Here is an 18,929-nt window from a genome sequence, read left to right as displayed (position 1 = left end):
GGAGCCTTCATCCGCCACACCCGCCGCGGACTCCACCACCTCGAAATCTTCGCCACCACCGACCAATTCGAAAACCTCCTCACCGCCATGAACACCGCCACCAACCCCCGCCTCCACACACCACCGGCAGAACCAGGGACACCACAGGCATCAGCATCAGGGACAGCAGAGGCCCCGGCGCGAGCAGCAGCCACAGACCTGGCAGCGGACAAATCAGCCCGAGAACCCGCATCCCTGGACCGACGGACCCGTCCCCAGCAACTCCTCGACGGCCTCATCGGAGCCTGCAAAACAGCCCTCACCACCACCGACCTCCCCACCACCGGAGGCCTCCGACCCCAGGTCATGGTCACCATCGACTACCAAGACCTCCTCACCCGCCTCAACCCCACCGAGACCGGGCCAGGCACCGCTGACACGCGCGCAGGCAGCCCGTCATGCCCCCGTTCCGGTTCCGGCACAGGTTCAGGCACGGGTACGTTCGCGTTCACCGGGCCCGTCACCGCCTCCACCATCCGCAAAATCGCCTGCGACGCCGACATCATCCCCATCATCCTCGGCAGCGAAGGCCGCATCCTGGACATCGGCCGCACCACCCGGATCTTCCCACCCCACATCCGCAAAGCCATCACCGCCCGCGACCAAGGCTGCACCTTCCCCGGCTGCACCATCCCCGCCCCCTGGTGCGAAGCCCACCACACCACCTACTGGTCACACCACGGACCCACCAGCACAGAAAACGGCACCCTCCTCTGCAGCCACCACCACCACCTCATCCACAAAGAACAATGGACCATCCACATGCCCCACGGCACCCCCTGGTTCATCCCCCCACCACACATCGACCCCACCCAACAACCCAGACAAAACCACTACTTCCACCAATAACCACCGGAAGCCAAGCAAACACGCGCGGAAGCCGATTAGAGGGCGGAAATGGATTAGACGGGGGCAGCCAGGACACAAGAATGCCCCAAACGGATCCCTCAATAATCCGGTTGGGGCATTCTTGCGAAGCTACTATTCGCCATCACCAACGTGCGGCACCTGAAGCGGCGCCGTACGGTTTGGCTAACCGCTGATAGCTGCTGCCATCTCGTCGACGGCTTTCTTTCCGGCTTCATCGGTGGACAGCCGTTCGAAAAGCACCTCTGAGGTGTAGCGTTTGACGATTTCCTGGATGGCTCCGGCTCCCTTTGGCGGCGGCGCCGGTGCTTCACCGAGCTCACCCTTGATCTGATCGATGAACTCCACCACCTTGACGTCAGCGGGAGTCAGCTTGGGGGCAATGGCTTCGCGGACCTCGGAGTTGGGGTAAACACCCCGGTCGGCAAGCAGGGCCTCGCCGGCTTTCACATCGTTAGCCAGGAAGTTGATGAACTTGGCCACTTCCTCCGGGTGCTTTGTCCGGGATGAAGCAGACCAGAACTGGGAGGCCTTGTACCAGAGCTGGGCGTCGGACGCTGAACCTGTCTTTGACGGGAAACGCAAGACCTTCAGTTCACCTCCGGCAGCCTTTTCCAATGCCGGCAACTGGTTGGACCACCAGAAGGCGAGTCCGTTCTTGCCTGTTGCCAGGCCACTCTGGTCCAAGGGTGCCGCTTCGGCTTCGACGACTTCTGCCGCTGATGGCACGGCCTTCTTTTCACTCATCTGCTTGAGGAAGGCCCACCAATCGGCGATGTCACTGGGCTCAAAGCCCAACTTTCCGTCCGAGGTGTAAAGGGACTTGCCATTCTGCCGCAACCAGACACCCAAGGAAGCCTCGTCGGTCCCGTAGGCCGCAGCCCCGTAAGTACCCTTAGGCGATTTCGCAGTCACCTCAGCTGCGATCCGCTCGAAGTCCTCCCAGGTCCACTTGGTGTCGTCCGGAAGTTCAACTCCTGCGGCTTTGAAAACCTCCGGATTGGCAAGGATCGTCGCAGCATTAATGCCTGCCGCGATCCCGGTCAGGCCGTCTTCACCCTTGCCGGCGTTCAGGGCAGCTTCGTCAAACTTGCTGGTGTCGACGTCGTACTTCGAAAGGTCCAGCAGGGCTCCCCGACTGGAATATTCGGTGATGTACTTTTCGTCCATCTGGATGATGTCCGGGGCATCATTGGCTGCAACCTGAGTGGCCAACTTGTCCCAGTATCCGCTCCAGTCGCCGTACTCGGCCTTGATCTTGATACCCGGATTCTGAGCCTCAAAAGCGTCAATAGCTGCCTGAGTGACCTGGGCCCGCTTGTCGCTTCCCCACCAGGAAAAGCGCAGCTCCACTGTTCCGCCAGCACTTTGCGGGGATCCTCCACCGCCACAGGCAGTGAGGGCAAGCACGACGGCGGCAGCTGCGGCGGTTGCGCCTAGCCGCTTAAGCCGGCGGCGGGGTTTGGCAGGAGTTGTTATTGCTGCCTGAAGAGAGGGACGAAAGGGAAATACCGGCACGTGAAACTCCGATCTTCTTTGACCTGGAATGAATAAGATGAGAAAACGCTTTCTAGCTGATAGTACAAGCGGGGAACTTGTATTACAAGTGTGGATCTTGGTCCCCGCGCACTGCAGCTGATACTGCGGCTGAGAAGCCGGGGCTACTTGATCCCGGTGGTGGCGATTCCCTTGATGAGGAAACGCTGGCCGAAAAGGAACACCAGGAAGACGGGCAGCAGCGAGACAATCGACATCGCAAAGAGGGATCCCCAGCTTGTGCTGGACTGCGAATCAACGAAAGCGCGCAAAGCGACAGGCACGGTAAACATGTCCGGATCCGTCAGGTAGATCAAGGCGCCGAAGAAGTCATTCCACGTCCAGATGAAGGTAAAAATGGTGGTGGTGGCCAGGGCAGGCACCATGAGCGGCAAGATGACCCGCAGGAAGATGCGGGGATGCCCGGCGCCGTCGATCCTTGCAGCCTCGTCCAGTTCCTTCGGAATGCCGCGGATGAACTGCACCATCAGGAAAACAAAGAAGGCGTCCGTGGCCAGCAACTTCGGCACAATCAGCGGCCAGAAGGTGTTCACCCAGCCGATCTGCGAGAACAGGATGTACTGCGGCACGATCACCACGTGGAAGGGCAGCATGATAGTCAGCAGCATGATGCCGAAGAACAGCTTCTTGCCGTTGAACTGAAGCCGCGCAAACGCGTAGGCGGCCATCGAACAGGAGATCAGGTTGCCCAGGATGGAGCCGATCACCACTATTGCCGAGTTGATCATGTAGTGGCCGAAGGGGTGGGTCAGGGCTGACCAGCCATCGGTATAGTTGCCCATTTCCAAACTGTTGAGCCACAATCCTGGCTCCCGGAAGATCAGGTCGTTCGGCCGCAGCGAGGAAACCACCATCCACAGCAGCGGATAGATCATGAGGCCGCCGGCCAGAATCAGAATCGCGTGCTTAACCAGTCCTTTGGTGCGGGCTCGCCGGCTGAACGCCAGGCTGCCCCTGGATTCCCGCGGCCGGCGTGGAGGGGTTGGCTTGGTGATGGTGTCAACGGACTTGCTGTCCGCCGCAGGAAGCGTCTGAATTTTAGTCATCGTAGAACACCCAATACTTAGCAGCGATGAAGTTGATGGCAGTAAAAGCGCCGATGATTATCAGCAGGAACCAGGCCATGGCTGAGGCGTAGCCCATGTCGAACTGGCCAAAGCCCTTCTGATAGAGGTACAGCGTGAAGAACATCGTGGAGTCGGATGGACCGCCATTCCCGCCGGAGACGATGAACGCCTGCGTAAAGGACTGGAACGAACCGATGATCTGCAGCACGAGGTTGAAGAAGATAATGGGGCTGAGCATCGGCATGGTGATGCGCCAGAATTTTTGCAGGGTTCTGGCCCCGTCCACTTCGGCGGCCTCGTAGTACATATTGGGAATCTGCCGGAGGCCGGCGAGGAAGATAATCATAGGGGCGCCGAAGGTCCACACATGAAGCAGAATGATGGAACCAAGGGCGGTGCTGGGATCGGAAATCCAACCTGGTCCCTCGATACCGAAAATCGCGAGCGCCTGATTGACCAAACCCGTGGTGCCGAAAATCTGCTTCCACAGGATGGCAACCGCCACCGAACCTCCAAGGAGGGACGGAAGATAGAACACCGACCGGTAAAACGGCAAGCCTCGAAGCCCTTTGTCGAGCACCAAAGCAATCAGGAGGGCGACTGCCAGCTGAAGGGGGACGCCCACCAGGACATACGTGAAGGTGACCCCGAGTGAATTATGAAGGCGGGAGTCACTGAGCATCCTGGTGAAGTTATCCAGGCCGGTCCATTCAGGGGGCTGCAGCAGGTTGTAGTCGGTAAAGGAAAGGTAGAGGGACATGAGCATCGGCCCGATGGTGATGGCCAGCAGTCCTAGCAGCCACGGGAGCAGGAATATGTAGGCTGCCTTGTTGTCCCGCCCATTTGCTTTCCTTTCAGCGGCAGTAATCGGCCCCTTGCGCCGGGTCAGTGAGGAAAGCTCACTGATGGCGCTCATTGCGCTCCCTGCGCCGTTGTTGTGGAGCAGGTCAGGCCCAACAGTGTGGTCCCCTGCATGCCATGTGTTGTCACGGCCATCTTGTCTCCTTTGTCATCGCGGCCCTGGTCACCGTGGGGGAAGTCAGTCGGGACTTCCTGAACCGGCCGAAGCGTTCCCGTACCAAAGTAAACGCTTTCTTGACTCCTGTATAGCCTTTTGCTAGCTTTCGAGAAAGCGTTTTCTGTGGTCTGGATCACTGTAGAGCCATGAACGGGAAAACCACAAACGAGAGGTAAGACATTGACGTTTGGTCTCGCGAGAACTTTCCTGTGCATGGTCGCGGCGGGGGCCGCCTCCGCACTCCTGCTCACCGGTTGCGGCGCCGGCTCATCGACCAGCGAGGAAGGGACAGTGGAGAAGCCTGTGACCATCCGCTATTCCTGGTGGGGCAACGACGCCCGGGCTAAGACAACCCAGGAAGTCATCAAGGCCTTTGAGGCAGCAAACCCCACCATCAAGGTTGACGCCGAGACGACGGAATTCAGCTCTTACTGGGACAAGATGGCCACGCAGATCGCGGGCGGCACTACCCCGGACATCTTCACGATGAGCGGCTCGTACCCCAGTGAATACGCCACCCGCGGCGTTCTCCTGGACCTCGCAAAAGTTCAGGATGAGATCGATACGTCCAGGTTTGCCGAGGGAACCCTCGAACTGGGGCAGATAGAAGGCAAGCAGTACACGGTCACTGCAGGCGTCAACGCCATGTCCATGGTCATCGACCCCAACGTCTTCAAGGCGGCCGGCGTCGAGCTTCCCGACGACGAAACGTGGACCTGGGACGACTACGTGAGCATCGCAGAGAAGATTTCCAAGAACTCCCCGCACGGCACCTTTGGCACCACCTCCATGGCCAACGATTCTTTCCTCGCCGTCTGGGCGCGCCAGCACGGTGAAAAGCTGTACGCCGACGACGGCAAAAAGCTCGCCATCAGTGAAGATACTGCCACCAAGTGGTTCGAGCTGAACAAGAAGCTCATGGAAACCGGCGGAGCACCCAGCGCTTCGCAGACTGTTGAGGATGCATCTTCACAGCCGGAGCAGACGCTTCTCGGGCAGGGCAAGCAGGGCATGAAGCTCTCCTGGAGCAACCAAATGATCTCCTACTCGGATGCCCCGCTTGAGATGCTCAAGCTGCCCGGGGAGTCCGCAAAGGGCGGAACCTGGCTGCGGTCTTCCATGGAATATGCCATCTCCGCAAAGTCGAAGCACCCCAAGGAAACGGCCAAATTCCTGAACTTCCTGGTCAACAGCCCCAACGCCGGCAAGCTCATTAAAACCGACCGTGGAATGCCCGCCAACACGGACACTAAAGCAGCTATTGAACCACTGCTGAAGGAAGGGCAGAAAAAGGAAGCAGGCTACCTGGACCGGGTTGCGGAGATGAACCTTGCAGCTCCTTTGCCCTTCCCTGCTGGATCCTCCTCCACCATGGAAGTGTTGAACCGCCACAACACCGACGTGCTGTTCGGCAAGATCAGCCCGCGCGACGCCGCAAAGGCCCTGATCTCAGAGGTGAACCAGAATCTCGGCTAATCCGTGACTGCAGTCCTGTTTTGCGGCCGCCCCTTCACCATTTCGGAGTCGTTTCTTGTCAGAGCAGCAATCCCGCCACCCCCGGGCCAGCACCAGACCCAGCGCAATTCCCGGTTATGACGACTGGCCGGAATACGTCAGGGGAATCGTCCATGGAACGGGGCTGCACCGTGCCCACTCCGCGACTGCCCAAGAACTCGCCGGGGCACTCGGCGTTCCGGAGTGTGCAGGAGTTCCGGTTCCGGTGACGGATTGGGAAGAGGAGTACGACGGCGTCATCACCTCCCAGCTCAGCTGGCAGTTGGGCTTTGGGCCCAGAACCCGTGGCTGGTTCGTGCGCCCCAGCGGAGTCAGTGAGCCGCTGCCCGGGATCCTGGCGTTGCACTGCCACGGCGGCAACAAGTTCGTCGGTGCGGAACGACTGGTGGAGCTTCCCGGTGATCATGAATGGGCAGAAGCGTCCCGGGTGGCCCACTACGACGGTCGGGGCCTGGCAACAGAACTGGCCAGAAACGGCTTCGCGGTGCTCGCCCATGACACCTTCGCCTGGGGCAGCCGACGGTTCGACCTGGCCACACCGCCGTGGCGGACCGAGGAGGCTCTGGAGGCGAGGTTCGCTCAATGGCGGGAGGCCGGCGTCGTGCCTTCCGAAGCGGACGTGTACAACGCAGCGGCAGCCATCCATGAAGATACTGTGGCGAAGGCTGCCGGGCTATTTGGGACGAGCTTCGCAGGCATGGTGGCCCACGACGACCTGGCAGCGCTGGAGATTCTGGCGGGACTTCCCGGCGTGGCGGAGGACCGACTGGGGTGCATCGGTTTCTCAGGCGGCGGAGGGCGCTCTCTCACCCTTGCCGCCTTGAGTCCAAAGCTCCGGAGTTACGTCGTCACCTGCATGATGACTACCTTCGATTCGCTGGTTCCTGCCTACCTTGATGCCCACTCCTGGCTCCTGCAGACGCCGGGTCTTCGGCGCCTCGGCGACTGGCCTGAGCTGGCTGCCCGTTCCTCGGCCGACAGCTTGCTGGTTCAGTACGCCTTGGCCGACGAGTTGTTTCCGGAGGAAGGAATGCGCCAGGCCCACGCACAGCTGCTCACGCTGGATATGGCCGGCAACTACAAAGGAAGCTTTTGGCCGGGCGGGCACGTGTTCACGGCGCCGATGCAGGAGGAAGCAATTCAATTCCTGCAGGACAACCTGAACAGTGCGTCCGCTGCCAAGCGATAGCCGGGCTCGGGCTCTGCAATTCAATCAAGGGACGAAAGCTGCCGTATGAGAAACCGTTTTCTGAGCTACTGTTACAGGCAGAGAATGCTTCAGATTCAACACCAAGGACCAGGCCATGACTGAAACGACAACGGGGAAGAGCGTTCCGGAAACTGACCTCTCGGAACCTGCCCGTCCCCGGAAAGTATCCTCCGCCCGAATCGCCTTAGTAGGCGCTCACGGTTACGGGCTGCACCATCTGGATAACCTGCAACGCCTTCAGGCCGAAGGCTTGGTGGAGCTCGTCGCAGTGGCGGATCCGAATCCCCCCGCGGCAGGAACTCTGGGCCGGGATGTGGGTGTTTACAGCTCGTTGGACGAATTGCTCAGCACCGGCCCGGTTCCGGATGTGGTTATCCTCGCGACACCGATCCAGACCCATGCCCCACTCGCCCTCACAGCGATTGCCGCCGGCGCCGACGTGTACATGGAGAAGCCTCCTGTGGCCTCGATGGCCCAATTCGATGCCGTCCTGGCAGCAGCTGAACAAGCCGGCAGGCTGGTACAGGTGGGATTCCAGAGCCTGGGTTCCCATGCTCTCCCTGCAGTACAGCACCTGATTTCATCGGGAGAGATCGGGCAGATTCGGGGCGTGGGCGCAGAGGGAACCTGGGTGCGGAACCTTGCCTACTTCAAGCGCTCCCGCTGGGCCGGTAAGCGGAGCATTGGCGGGACCGACGTTGTGGACGGGGTAGCCACCAATGCCCTCGCTCACGCTGTTGCTACAGCCCTGAGCATCGCCGCCGCTCGGACGGTAGCCGACGTCGTTTCTGTTGAGACAGACCTTTACCACGCCCACGACACTGATAGTGATGACACCTCTGCAATCCGGGTCCGCACCGTTGCGGGAACGGTCCTGCTCTGTGCATTGACGTTGTGCGCCGACGAGCAAAAGGCTCCTGCTGTCACCGTCTTCGGGACAAGGGGCAAGGCCGAGCTCTTTTACACCGAGGATCGTTTGGCAATCACCACTCCCGACGGCGAGCGCACCGAGGCTTTCACACGAACGGACCTGCTGGAGAACCTGCTTGAAGCACGCCGGACCGGAACTCCCTTGCTGAGCCCGTTAAAGGGAACCGGAGCGTTTATGACCGTTCTGGAGGCCATCCGCACAGCAGAGCCGCCCTTGCCCGTAGCCGGCGAGCATGTCACGTGGGAGGGCGACGGCGATGCCGCCCATCCGGTGCTCCACAACATCCGGGCACTGATCCGACGCGCCGTCCTTTCGCAGTCGACTTTCAGCGAGCTCGGCGCCTCCTGGGCCCGCCCAGCTGAAGTGGCCGGCGTAAAGCTCATGCTGGACGGGACCACCCTCGCTGTCGAAAACGATGGCAGCCTCGTAATGCCCACCTCGTCGCCGCGTCCCTACCTTCACCCGGTGACCACCCTCTCGGGGACGGTAGTCACAGATCATCTTCCGGAGGACCACGTGTGGCACCTCGGTGCAGGCGTGGCAATCCAGGATGTAGACGGTATTAATTTCTGGGGCGGGCGGACCTATACGCGGGAGGCAGGCGAGTATGTGTGGCGGCCCGATCATGGTCGGATCGTCATCACCTCTGCGGAACAGGCGGATGGTTCACTGACTGAGAGCCTTGAGTGGCTGGCACCCGACGGTCAAGCTGTCCTCCACGAACGACGCGAATGGAACTGGTCCGCCGTCGACCCTCAAACGTGGCTTTTGAGCCTTAGCTTCGCGCTCTCTCCTGCAGGAGACCGGCCTGTCAGCCTGGGGAGTCCCGGGTCAAACGGGCGCCCGGAGGGCGGTTATGGCGGGTTTTTCTGGCGCTTGCCTGCCGGCGAAAACGTCGAGGTACGCACGGCCAGCGGCTCAGGTGAGGCAAAAGTGCACGGCAGCGTCTCACCATGGCTGGCCTGGACTGCCGATGTTGGCGGCAATGCCTCGACTCTCGTCTTCGTCGCGGCCCGGGGCTCCACGGACCCCTGGTTCGTCAGGGTCTCTGGTTATCCCGGCGTCGGGCAGGCCCTGGCCTGGCAAGAACCTGTGATCGCAACTTCCGAGGACCCGGTCGAACGGAGCGTCACGGTGCTCGTAGCCGATGGCCGCCTGGACACCTCCGAAATCCAACATCTCATCGACTCCCTGGGGGACAACTCGTGAGCAAGGCAATCACTGACTCCACCGACCCGAACACCTCCGCTTTCCCGAATGCCTCGGCCGTGGAAACGTCAGCACCGGCGACGTCGGCAGAGACCAATGCAGCTGCACCGGGGAACGCGGCAGACCGTGCGGTTAAAAGACGCCGCGTGCTGGACATCATGGACACCGCAGAGACTGACTCACTGTTGCTGACGAGCAACACCTCGCTTTGCTGGTACCTGGACGGCAGCCGCATGCATATCAGCCTTGCCGGAGCCCCGATCGCAGCGTTGCTCGTGACGCGCGACGGCGATCACCTGGTGACATTCAACAACGAGGCCGAGCGAATGGCCGCCGAGGAAGTGCCACGCGGAGTATCTGTCCACGCTGCTCCCTGGCACGGCTCCCTCGAAGCCGTCGCGCGTGAATTGGCAGACAGCAATCCCATGCCCGAGTCTGAGGTTGCAGCACAGTTGCGGGGTGCCCGTCAGGCCTTCCTTCCGGCCGAAAGTGCCCGCTACGCCCGGCTCAATGCGGACACGGCTATAGCCCTGACTGATGTCCTTTCACGTGCCACTCCCACGACAACCGAATTCGAAATCGCCGCCCAGCTGGCCAGCCGCATTGTGGCCATGGGTGCAGAACCACTGGTGCTTCTCTGTAACGGGTCCAGCCGCAGCGCGTTCCGGCACCCTCTTCCCACCCATAGCCGTCTGGGCCGGAGGGCGATGGCGGTGGTGTGCGCCCGCCGGAACGGCCTTGTTGCCAACGTGACCCGTTGGATCAGGTTCGACAACGGCATTCCCGCCGAGCTCGACGCCGAGTCCCGCCTGATGGCTGTTGAAGCTGACATCTTTGATGCGACAGTGCCCGGTACCAGGCTGAACACTATCTTTCGGGAGATCACAAGAGCATACGCACGGCATGGCTTTGGACCCGACCAATGGACACTGCATCACCAAGGAGGCGTGGCCGGCTACGCAGGGCGCGATCCTCGAGCCACCGCAGTGACAGTTGACGAAGTGGTCCTGAATCAGACGTTTACCTGGAATCCCTCCGGGCCGGGCGTCAAGATTGAGGACACGGTGCAGTTGACCGAAGCCGGGATCGCCGTCCTCAGTGTTGATCCGCGTTGGCCCGCAATGTCAGTCAATGGGCTGAAAAGGCCCCTGATCCTGCAGTTGTAAGATCCAGCAACTGCTGACTGAAGCGGAGAGGCATAACCCGCCGCCCTACGCTGACGAGAACCAGACATGGTTCGGATCCACGTTTGGCTGCTCCACGCGCTGCGGGCCGGGTGCGGCCTGGGCCTTGGGCGGATCAGCCAGTACTACGTCCAGCGCCTCCACATCCAGCAGGCGCCGCGCTCCCGATGTGGGGTCTTCCATCCAGAAAAGCCCGGTGGACGGAAGGACTCTCGTCACCCGGCCACGATGGAACAACCTGCCTTTATGCCACGCCTCGATGTCATCACCTGCTGAGAGCTCGGCGCAGTCCCGGATACGCACTTTCCCCTGCCCTGCCATAGTCATTCCTCCCCTGAAGCCGCATCACTAGGTTCCATCAGCATCGCGTACCGACGTTGCTGCCTCATTTCCGCCACATGATTTTTCTGTGTCGGGCCGGGACTGCAGTTGCGGCCAGGTCTCGGGTGCCGAAAGGAGGTCTCGAACGCATAACAACCTTGTTATTTGTCATCAATGGACCTGTTACGCGGCATTACAATATTGGTGTAAAAACCACACCAGGTAGAAGGAATCGGTAAGGAGCATGAGCAAGCCTGAAAAGGCGACACAGCGCTTCTGTGATTACTACTCCTTCATGTCCTATTCAGATTTTGCCGCCTGGGTGGACGCCGATGACGACTCGGATCCTGTAGTTATGTACTGACCGGCGTACGTTCGCCACAGACGCTTCTAGCCTGCTGCGCGTAGACTGCGAACATGCCGGAAGACAATCCCGAGGTCCCGCTGTTGGGCTACGCAGAGATAGCAGCAGCCACCGGGCAGGACATCGGGCTGATCCGGGTCTGGATGAACCGAGGGAAACTTCCCAGCCCTGACTTCCGGCTAGGCCAATCGCCGGGCTGGCTTGGAGAAACCATCAATCCCTGGATCCGCGCGAACCAGAAATAACCAGCTTGCCATCCACGCGCCGCGGAATATTCAGAGGGTTGTCCTCCCGCAACGCCGGGTGGAGCAGGGCCTCAGGAGCATCCTGGTAGGCCACTGGCCGCTGGAAGCGGCGTACCGCCGTCGCCCCCACCGATGTGAAAAGCGATGTGGTTGCGGGGTACGGACCGCCGTGCTGCTGGGCCCAGTTGACCGCGACGCCGGTGGGCCAACCTGCGAAAAGCACCCTGCCTGCAAGGGTGGACAACTGATCCACGAGTCCGGCAACGTCCTCCCCCGGCTGGGCATGAAGAGTGGCCGTCAGGCTGCCGGGCACCTTGGCCAGAACCGCGGCGAGCTCCTCGTCGCTGCTGTACTCGATCAGCATGGTGGTGGGTCCGAAGCATTCTTCGAGCAATTCAGCCGGGTGATCCATAGCGTTCGCAGCCGTCGTCGAGAAGACTACCGGCGCTGCCCCGTCGACCTCGGCATTCTGCTCCACAGAGCCGCTGAGGACGGAGACCTTGGGAAGTTTCGCAACGCTGCGGAGGCCTTCAGGGTAGGCAGCGGCGATGCGTTCCGTGAGCATGGGGGAAGCCGGTGTGCCGGCAACGGCCTGAGCAAGATCGGAACCGAAATCTGTACCAGCCGGAATGAACACGAGTCCGGGCTTGGTGCAGAACTGCCCGGCGCCCATGGTGAAGGAGGCGGCAAGTCCGGTGGCCAGTTGCCGGGACCGGGCTTCAAGGGCTTGGGCGGTGATGACAACGGGGTTCAGGCTTCCCAGTTCTCCGTAGAACGGGATGGGGTCCGGCCTCGACGTGGCGAGGTCGAACAGGGCTCGGCCGCCCGGGATGGAGCCAGTGAAGCCCACGGCCTTAATCGCCGGGTCTTGAACCAGCGCAGTACCCACTTCGCGTCCGCTGACAAGCGCAAAGAGGCCCTCGGGCGCGCCCGCCGCCTTCAAAGCCTCCGTCACGATTTCCGCCGTCCGCAACGACAACTTGAGGTGGCCGGAGTGGGCCTTGACGATCACAGAGCTGCCTACCGCCAAGGCGGAGGCCGTATCGCCGCCCGCCACGGAGAAAGCGAACGGGAAGTTCGACGCCGAGAACACCGCCACCGGGCCGATGGGTTGCAACATCCGCCGAAGATCGGGACGGGGCGGAGTGGCTGTGGGATCGGAGTGGTCAATGACGGCTTCGAGGTAAGAACCCTCCGTGATCACCGTGGCGAACAAACGCAGCTGGCCCGAAGTGCGCGCCACTTCTCCCGTGAGCCTTGTTTGGCCCAGGTTGGTCTCCTCGTTTGCAACGGAAACCAGTTCAGCCGCGTTCGCATCGAGGGCATCGGCGACGGCGGTCAGCCAGGACGCGCGCTGTGCATCGCTCGCTTTAGCGGACTCTTTGGCGGCCCGAGTGGCCGCCCCGGTCAGTTCCGTAAGGTCAAGAGTTGCTGTTGTCACTGTTTGATCCTGTTCTGCGATTGATAGTGCGGTGCCGGCAAATGAGCGGTGGAACGAAGGGCCTGCCGGTTCAGGGCAAAAGCAACGAGGGCTGTTCCCCGAACGCGGGGCGTTCCGTGAACGCGGGCTTTTCCATGAACGCGGGCTTTTCCATGAAGCTGAGGCCGAGCCCGGGCTGGTCTGTGACGGTGAGGAGGCTGTTGGTGATGCGGATGGGCGACGGTCCGTCCAGCACGCCGAGTTGTTCAAAGGAGGCGTCCTCCACGTCCTCGACGAGGGTGGGTTCGGCCATGGTGAGCGCCAGCTGCCCGGACAACTCAGGAAGCAAGTGAGGCATCAGCTTGATGCTGTTGGTTCGGGCCAATTCAACGATCCGACGGAAGGGCGTGATTCCGCCAACCCGCACGATGTTGGGCTGGATGATATCCACCGCCTCCGCTTCGATGAAGTCACGGAAGCGGTAGATAGTGTGGAGGTTTTCTCCCAGTGCGATGGGAACGGGTGAGTGCTTCCGCAGCCTGCGGTAGGCCCAGAGATCGTCCGCCCGAATGGGTTCTTCCAGCCATTCCAGCCCGTAGCCTGCCAGCACATCCAGAGCCCTGAACGTTGTGGGAAGATCCCATCGCTGATTGGCGTCAATCATGAGTTTCCGGTCAGGCCCCAGTACAGAACGCACTGCGGCCACGCGCTCCGCGTCTTCCCGGATATCAGCCTTCCCCACTTTGATCTTCACAGCCTTGTGGCCTGCCGCCACCCAGCGCTGGACCTGCCCCACCAGTTCGTCCAGGGTGTAGTGCAGGTTAACTCCGGAGCCATACACCTCCACTGACTCCTGACGCCGGCCGAGCAGTCCTGTCACCGAAGACCCCGCGCGCCGGGCCTGCAGGTCCCACAGGGCCAGGTCCACGCCAGCCATCGCAATGGTGGTCAGGCCTCCGCTGCCGGCTTCATGCAGCCTCCTCCACAACTGGTCCCACACAAGCTCCGGGTTGGCCTCGAGCCCGGTGACGAACGGTGCGATATCGAACTCAAGCAGTGCCTTCACCGCCTCTGGACCGATGGTGGGGGTCCACGAAAAGCCTTGCCCCACCCCGCCGTCGTCCGTCCTGATTTCCGTAACGATCACATGGTTTTCCGGAGCGTCCGGACCCCAGCTCCGCCGCAGCGGGACAGTCAGCAGCCGGGCGGAGAGCCCCGTGATCCTGCTGGTCATTGCCCGTCCAGCAGTCATTGCCCTGCCAGCTCGTAGCCTTTGGCCAGGATGGCCTTCAGCTGCAGCAACTGATCCTCGCTGGGGTCTACCAGCGGTGGACGTACCGAGCCCACGGGCAGCCCGCCCAGGCGGAGCCCGGCCTTGATCAGCGAAACGCCGAAACCGGGGGTCTGGTCACGAAGCCGGACCAGCGGTGCGTAGAAACCTTCCAGCAGGGCGTTGCGCCGGACCTCGTCGCCGGACATGTAGGCGTCGTAGTATGCCTTGGCAATCTCAGGAGCCATCGCAAAAGCTGCAGAGGAATACAGAGGGATGCCGAGGCCTCGGTAGGCGCCTTGGCTCAGTTCGGCTGTCAGCAGGCCGTTGAACAGAGCAAAGTCGCTGCGTCCGGTGGCGTTGATGGCGGAGACGATTTCCTGGGCGAGCCCCACATCCCCCAGCCCGTCCTTGAAGCCGATCACCTTGGGGTTTGCCGCGAGGCGGGTCATGGATTCCGCCGTGTACTGGGCATTGCCCCGGTGGTAGACGATGACAGGCAGGCTACTGGCGTCAGCCACCGCCTCGATGTAGGCCACCAATCCGGCGCTGGGACCTGTCACGAGGTATGGCGGAAGAACCAAGAGAGCATCGGCTCCCGCTTCCTCCGCGGCCCGGGCAGCCGCCAGAGCATGACCCAGCGGTCCGCCGGCCCCGGCCACAACCGGTACCCGCCCGGCGACGGCCTCCACAGCGGCGGTAACTACAGTGCGGACTTCTTCGATACTGAGGGCGTGGAACTCCCCCGTGCCGCAGGCCGGAAAAACGCCACCCGGTCCGAATGGCAGCCGGGAGGTGATGTGCTCCTTGAGGATGGCCACATCGACATCACCCTCGGGAGTGAAGGGTGTCACCGGGAAGAATAGGACGCCGTCGAATTTCACTTGTTCTCCTTGGATCCGGTCCCGGCCGTTATGAGGGCCGCGGTACCTTCCGGATGTGTTGGTTCGGCATTGACGAGTGGTTCAGCACTGACTTGTTCAGCAACTGGTGGCTCGTAACCAAGTGCCGGACTGAGTTCGGTCCGCCAGCTTCGGCGTGGCTCCCAGCCGAGCAGTTCGCGTGCCTTGGCGATGGAGAAGGCCGGGCTGGTTCCCGTCAGGCCGCTCGCTGCTTCGCTGCTGCCTGGCAGGAATTCCGGCATCAGCGCGGCGAGGGGCTCCGTGGCCAGCGCATCCGCTGCGCCCACAAAGAACGTTTGGCCGTTGGGGATGGAATCAATTTTGCCGAGGAGAACATCCAGGAAGTCGGCTACGTCCCGGGCATCCACGTAATTGAACAAGGCGGGAGCGGACAAGGCAGGATCTTCCAGCCGCTCCCGGACTGTATGGCCTTGCTGCGTAGGTGCTCCTTGCCATTCCTCGGGCGAAATAACGTAGCAGGGCCGGAAAGCCGCATACCGGATCTTCTCGCCCTGGGCAGCGGCGAACATCTCGACGGTCTGCTCGGCGATCAGTTTGGACAATGCATAGGCATTCCAGGGCCGCGGCACCGTTTCCTCGTCCACGGGGAACCGCTCAGGCAGCCAGCCTGCGGGCGAGCCGTAGCCCAGTACGGTGGGGCTGCTGGCTGTGACAATCTTGCGCACCCCAAGCTCCGTAGCGGCGCTCATGACGGCGAAAGCGAGCCGTGTATTGGTGGTGAAGATAACGTCCTCAGGAGCGCTGAACGGTACGGCAATAGCCGCAAGGTGGACGACGGCGTCGGGCAGGGTTGCGCTGATGATCCGGCGCGCTTCTCCCGGGGCGAGGAGGTCGGCAGTTTCCTGCTCGACGTTTGAAGGCAGCTGGGCGGAGGGAACGGCGTCGCGGTCCACTGAGATAATCCGGTGGCCGGCTGCGGCGAGGCCTGCCACGACGCTTCGCCCCAGCCTTCCCGAGCCTCCCGTGACAAGGATCCTCATGGCTGACGTCGCAGATTGACGCCGAGGTCCAGGTCCTCGATGCGCACCGGCAATGAGGACTCAAGGGACAGGTTTCCCGCAATGCCCACCGAGACCGACCGCAGGCCGTCCAGATAACCGGAAGGACGTCCCAGCGGATCTTCGCCAGGTCCATTGAACAGGTCCGACAGAAGCAGGATGTCTCCCCCGCCATGGCCGCCCTCACCGTTGATGATGGGCACTTCATATGCGGCTTCCCAGTGCCGCTGGACCACCAGGCGCTCTCCGTTGCGGCGAACGGCGTCGTCCTCCTCCACTGGCGTCGCGCTCGGATCCACTACGGTTTTCTTATCGGTGCTGCTGACGACAGCTGCACGCTCCACCACTTCCAGTTCCGCACGGCCTTCGGTACCGTTCACCGCCACGCGGTAGCCCTCCCAGGGGCTGTGTGCGTTCAGGGAGTAGCTGAGCGTGGGGCCACCCTGGTAATCAACGATCAAGGCGAGGTTGTCCTCGATGGTGATCCCTGCTGTGAAGACGTCCTGGTCGCGGCGGTAGCCGTCGTAGTGCTCATTCTCGTAGTACAGCTCGCGCAGTTTCTCGTCGTCGCGAAGATCCAGGACAAACGGATCGTTCGCTCCGCCGTCGGCATCCTGCGCGTCAAGGGTGCCGCGTTCAGGACGCGCACCCAGCCCGCGATCGGCCGCGTTCTTGTCCCCATAGAATTTGAGTCCGCCCGAAGCAAAAACGCGCTCCGGGACGTCGTCGATCCACCAGTTCACGAGGTCAAAGTGGTGCGACGCCTTGTGGATCAGCAGGCCGCCGGAGTTCTTCTTCTCCCGGTGCCAGCGGCGGAAGTAGTCCGCACCGTGGACCGTATCCAGCACCCAGCTGAAGTCGACGGACGTCACCTTTCCGATCACGCCACTCTGGATGATTTCCTTCAGGGCGCTGTTGCGTGGCGAATAGCGGTAATTGAAGGTGACCACGACATTGCGGCCGGTTGCCGCCACCGCAGCGGTGATGCGGCGGCAGCCATCGGCGTCGATCGTGAGGGGTTTTTCGACGACGACGTCGGCACCCGCCTGGAGCGCCTCCACGATGTAGTCGGCATGGGTGTAGTCAGGGGTGGTGACGATGACACGGTCGATGCCGTTTTCCTTGATAAACGACGTCAGCTGCGAAGGCTCAAAAGAACCGACAGAGCCGGTACCGCCAAGTTCTCCTATGAGCTTCTGGTAGTAGTCCACGCGTCCCGGGTTCATGTCGGATAGTGCCACGAGTTCTGCCGTATCCGAGTGAGGGCCCAGGATGGCCCGGATGTACATTTCCGATCTCCCGCCGGTGCCGATCAAGGCAATCCGCGCGCGCCTTTGCTGCGGCCTTTGCTCCTTGGCTGCCGCCAGTGCCGCCGCTTGTGAAGCCGGCGGTATATCGGCGGTGTCAACGTTGACCATTGGGATGCGCCCCTTTCGAAAGGCAGGAAGCCTGGCCGCTTGACGGCCGATGATGATGCGGGAAGAATTATGAGAAAGCGTTTTCTCAGTCCGTTATAAACTTTGTACCAAGACTCCGGTGGTCACGTCAACCATCAGCCAGAACGGCCCGGATCTTAGATTCCCGGAAAGGGGCCCCATGGGCAGGAGATCCACCACACGGCGAATCGGCATAGCCGACGTCGCACTTCTGGCTGGAGTTTCACATGCCACAGTTTCGCGTGTCATGAACGGCAACTTCACGGTGGATGCAACCATCGCTGAGCGCGTTCGTGCCGCCGCGGCTGAGTTGAACTATCAGCCGAATCCTGTGGGCCGCAGCCTTGCACTGGGGAAGACGGACACCATCGGCATCGTGGTGCCGGACCTGTCCAACCCCACCTTCCAAGCCATCCTGCGCGGCCTTAGCATGGCCGCCGCCCAGGACGGCTACCGCGTACTGATCGCCGATTCCTCGGAAGTCTCCAGCGAAGAAGCCATCCTGGCGGGAGAGGCAAGGCGCCGCTGCGATGGACTGGTCCTCTGCGCCCCGCGCATGAGTGACGCCGAACTGGAGGAGCTTGCTCCCTCGCTCCACCCAATGGTGCTCATCAACCGCAGCACTGAATCAGCCCAGGCACCCAGCCTCATGGTGGACTATGGCCAAGGGATCCAGGAACTGGCAGACCACCTTGTCAGCCTGGGCCACACCCGGCTGGCATTCCTGGCAGGCCCTGCCCGCAGTGCTTCAAACGGCATGCGGCTCCATGGCTTGGAGACGTTCTCCGCGGCCCATCCCGACATTGAGGTGCAGATACTTGAAGGCGGCTCAAGCTTTGAAGCCGGGCATGAAGCGGCGGACAAGGTCATGGCGACCGGTGCCACCGCCGTCCTGGCCTTCAACGACCTCGTCGCGATGGGCCTCCTGAGCGGGCTCCACGAGAGGGGTGTGCGGGTTCCCGAAGACATCTCAGTGACAGGCTTCGACGATATTCCGTTCGCGCGCTACACCACGCCCCCGCTCACCACCGCCGCAGTTCCCATTACCGAGCTTGGCCAGCAGGCATGGCACAGCATGCGTGCATTGATCCAGCAGGCGGACGCGCCTCCAACACCCAGCACGTTCCAGCCTCAACTGGAGGTCCGGGGCAGCACTGGGCCAGCGAAGGGGTAGGGTCCACCACCACACTCCCCTTTGCCCGCCACTGCCCTCAATCCCTCCCCCTCACGCACTCCCCTTGCGCTCCTCCTGCCCTCCACTCCTCCTGCCCTCCCGCGAAATGGCATTTCGCGGCAGTGTTGGCGACGGACACTGCCGTGAAATGTCATCTCGCGCAGGTATGTGGCATACCGAT

At 61.8% G+C, this 18,929-nt stretch carries 16 protein-coding genes; 7 read left to right on the top strand and 9 right to left on the bottom strand.

Annotation, left to right across the window (positions count from 1 at the left end):
* Positions 1–888, top strand: an 888-nt coding sequence (locus MU551_RS04870; protein WP_247041103.1) for an HNH endonuclease signature motif containing protein, incomplete at its 5' end; no start/stop codon positions are given.
* A gap of 183 nt (positions 889–1,071) precedes the next feature.
* On the opposite strand, the gene MU551_RS04865 is transcribed toward MU551_RS04870, so the two are convergent.
* The 3 genes from MU551_RS04865 to MU551_RS04855 all read right to left on the bottom strand — a co-directional run bounded on the left by MU551_RS04865 (position 1,072) and on the right by MU551_RS04855 (position 4,446).
* Positions 1,072–2,424 (bottom strand): ABC transporter substrate-binding protein, encoded by a 1,353-nt coding sequence (locus MU551_RS04865; RefSeq protein ID WP_247041101.1) that lies wholly within the window; start codon positions 2,422–2,424, stop codon positions 1,072–1,074.
* A gap of 143 nt (positions 2,425–2,567) precedes the next feature.
* Positions 2,568–3,509: a carbohydrate ABC transporter permease gene (locus MU551_RS04860; protein ID WP_247041099.1), complete on the bottom strand. Its 942-nt coding sequence runs from the start codon at positions 3,507–3,509 to the stop codon at positions 2,568–2,570.
* Positions 3,502–4,446 carry a carbohydrate ABC transporter permease gene (locus MU551_RS04855; protein WP_247041098.1) on the bottom strand — a complete coding sequence of 315 codons (945 nt, stop codon included), beginning with the start codon at positions 4,444–4,446 and terminating at the stop codon, positions 3,502–3,504. Before MU551_RS04855 ends, MU551_RS04860 begins: the two co-directional genes overlap by 8 nt.
* A 315-nt stretch (positions 4,447–4,761) precedes the next feature.
* On the opposite strand from MU551_RS04855, the gene MU551_RS04850 reads away from it, so the two are divergent.
* The 4 genes from MU551_RS04850 (at position 4,762) to MU551_RS04835 (ending at position 10,579) form a co-directional block, all read left to right on the top strand.
* Entirely contained in the window at positions 4,762–6,024 is a 1,263-nt protein-coding gene (locus MU551_RS04850) for an ABC transporter substrate-binding protein (RefSeq protein WP_247041097.1), read from the top strand.
* 55 nt (positions 6,025–6,079) lie between these two features.
* On the top strand, positions 6,080–7,252 hold the full coding sequence (locus MU551_RS04845; RefSeq protein WP_247041096.1) for a dienelactone hydrolase family protein: 1,173 nt from the start codon (positions 6,080–6,082) through the stop codon (positions 7,250–7,252).
* 115 nt (positions 7,253–7,367) lie between these two features.
* Positions 7,368–9,413, top strand: coding sequence for a DUF6807 family protein (locus MU551_RS04840; protein WP_247041095.1), 2,046 nt, complete (start codon positions 7,368–7,370; stop codon positions 9,411–9,413).
* 158 nt (positions 9,414–9,571) lie between these two features.
* Entirely contained in the window at positions 9,572–10,579 is a 1,008-nt protein-coding gene (locus MU551_RS04835; RefSeq protein WP_247041135.1) for a M24 family metallopeptidase, read from the top strand.
* A gap of 45 nt (positions 10,580–10,624) precedes the next feature.
* Here MU551_RS04835 and MU551_RS04830 read toward each other — a convergent pair whose 3' ends face one another.
* Entirely contained in the window at positions 10,625–10,924 is a 300-nt protein-coding gene (locus MU551_RS04830; RefSeq protein ID WP_247041094.1) for a hypothetical protein, read from the bottom strand.
* A 411-nt stretch (positions 10,925–11,335) separates the two neighbouring features.
* Between MU551_RS04830 and MU551_RS04825 the strand changes: the two genes are divergently transcribed.
* On the top strand, positions 11,336–11,527 hold the full coding sequence (locus tag MU551_RS04825) for a hypothetical protein (protein ID WP_247041092.1): 192 nt from the start codon (positions 11,336–11,338) through the stop codon (positions 11,525–11,527).
* On the opposite strand, the gene MU551_RS04820 is transcribed toward MU551_RS04825, so the two are convergent.
* The 5 genes from MU551_RS04820 to MU551_RS04800 form a co-directional block, all read right to left on the bottom strand.
* Positions 11,496–12,968, bottom strand: coding sequence for an aldehyde dehydrogenase (NADP(+)) (locus MU551_RS04820; protein WP_247041090.1), 1,473 nt, complete (start codon positions 12,966–12,968; stop codon positions 11,496–11,498). The two genes, MU551_RS04825 and MU551_RS04820, sit on opposite strands and share 32 nt — an antisense overlap.
* Before the next feature lie 70 nt (positions 12,969–13,038).
* The gene (locus MU551_RS04815; protein ID WP_247041084.1) at positions 13,039–14,181 is read right to left on the bottom strand and encodes a mandelate racemase/muconate lactonizing enzyme family protein; all 1,143 of its coding nucleotides are present in this window, start codon (positions 14,179–14,181) and stop codon (positions 13,039–13,041) included.
* A gap of 14 nt (positions 14,182–14,195) precedes the next feature.
* A complete protein-coding gene (locus tag MU551_RS04810) occupies positions 14,196–15,101 on the bottom strand; it encodes a 5-dehydro-4-deoxyglucarate dehydratase (RefSeq protein WP_247041082.1) in 906 nt (301 codons plus the stop codon).
* Complete coding sequence (locus tag MU551_RS04805) at positions 15,098–16,120, bottom strand: NAD-dependent epimerase/dehydratase family protein (RefSeq protein WP_247041076.1); 1,023 nt, start codon at positions 16,118–16,120, stop codon at positions 15,098–15,100. Before MU551_RS04805 ends, MU551_RS04810 begins: the two co-directional genes overlap by 4 nt.
* On the bottom strand, positions 16,117–17,556 hold the full coding sequence (locus tag MU551_RS04800; protein ID WP_247041075.1) for a Gfo/Idh/MocA family protein: 1,440 nt from the start codon (positions 17,554–17,556) through the stop codon (positions 16,117–16,119). Before MU551_RS04800 ends, MU551_RS04805 begins: the two co-directional genes overlap by 4 nt.
* A 178-nt stretch (positions 17,557–17,734) precedes the next feature.
* Here MU551_RS04800 and MU551_RS04795 point away from each other — a divergent pair, with 178 nt between their 5' ends.
* Entirely contained in the window at positions 17,735–18,748 is a 1,014-nt protein-coding gene (locus tag MU551_RS04795) for a LacI family DNA-binding transcriptional regulator (RefSeq protein ID WP_247041074.1), read from the top strand.
* Positions 18,749–18,929 lie beyond the last annotated feature (181 nt).

The organism is Arthrobacter rhizosphaerae, from assembly GCF_023062595.1.
Classification (GTDB): Bacteria; Actinomycetota; Actinomycetes; order Actinomycetales; family Micrococcaceae; genus Arthrobacter; species Arthrobacter rhizosphaerae.
This window is presented reverse-complemented; position numbering and strand designations above follow the sequence as displayed.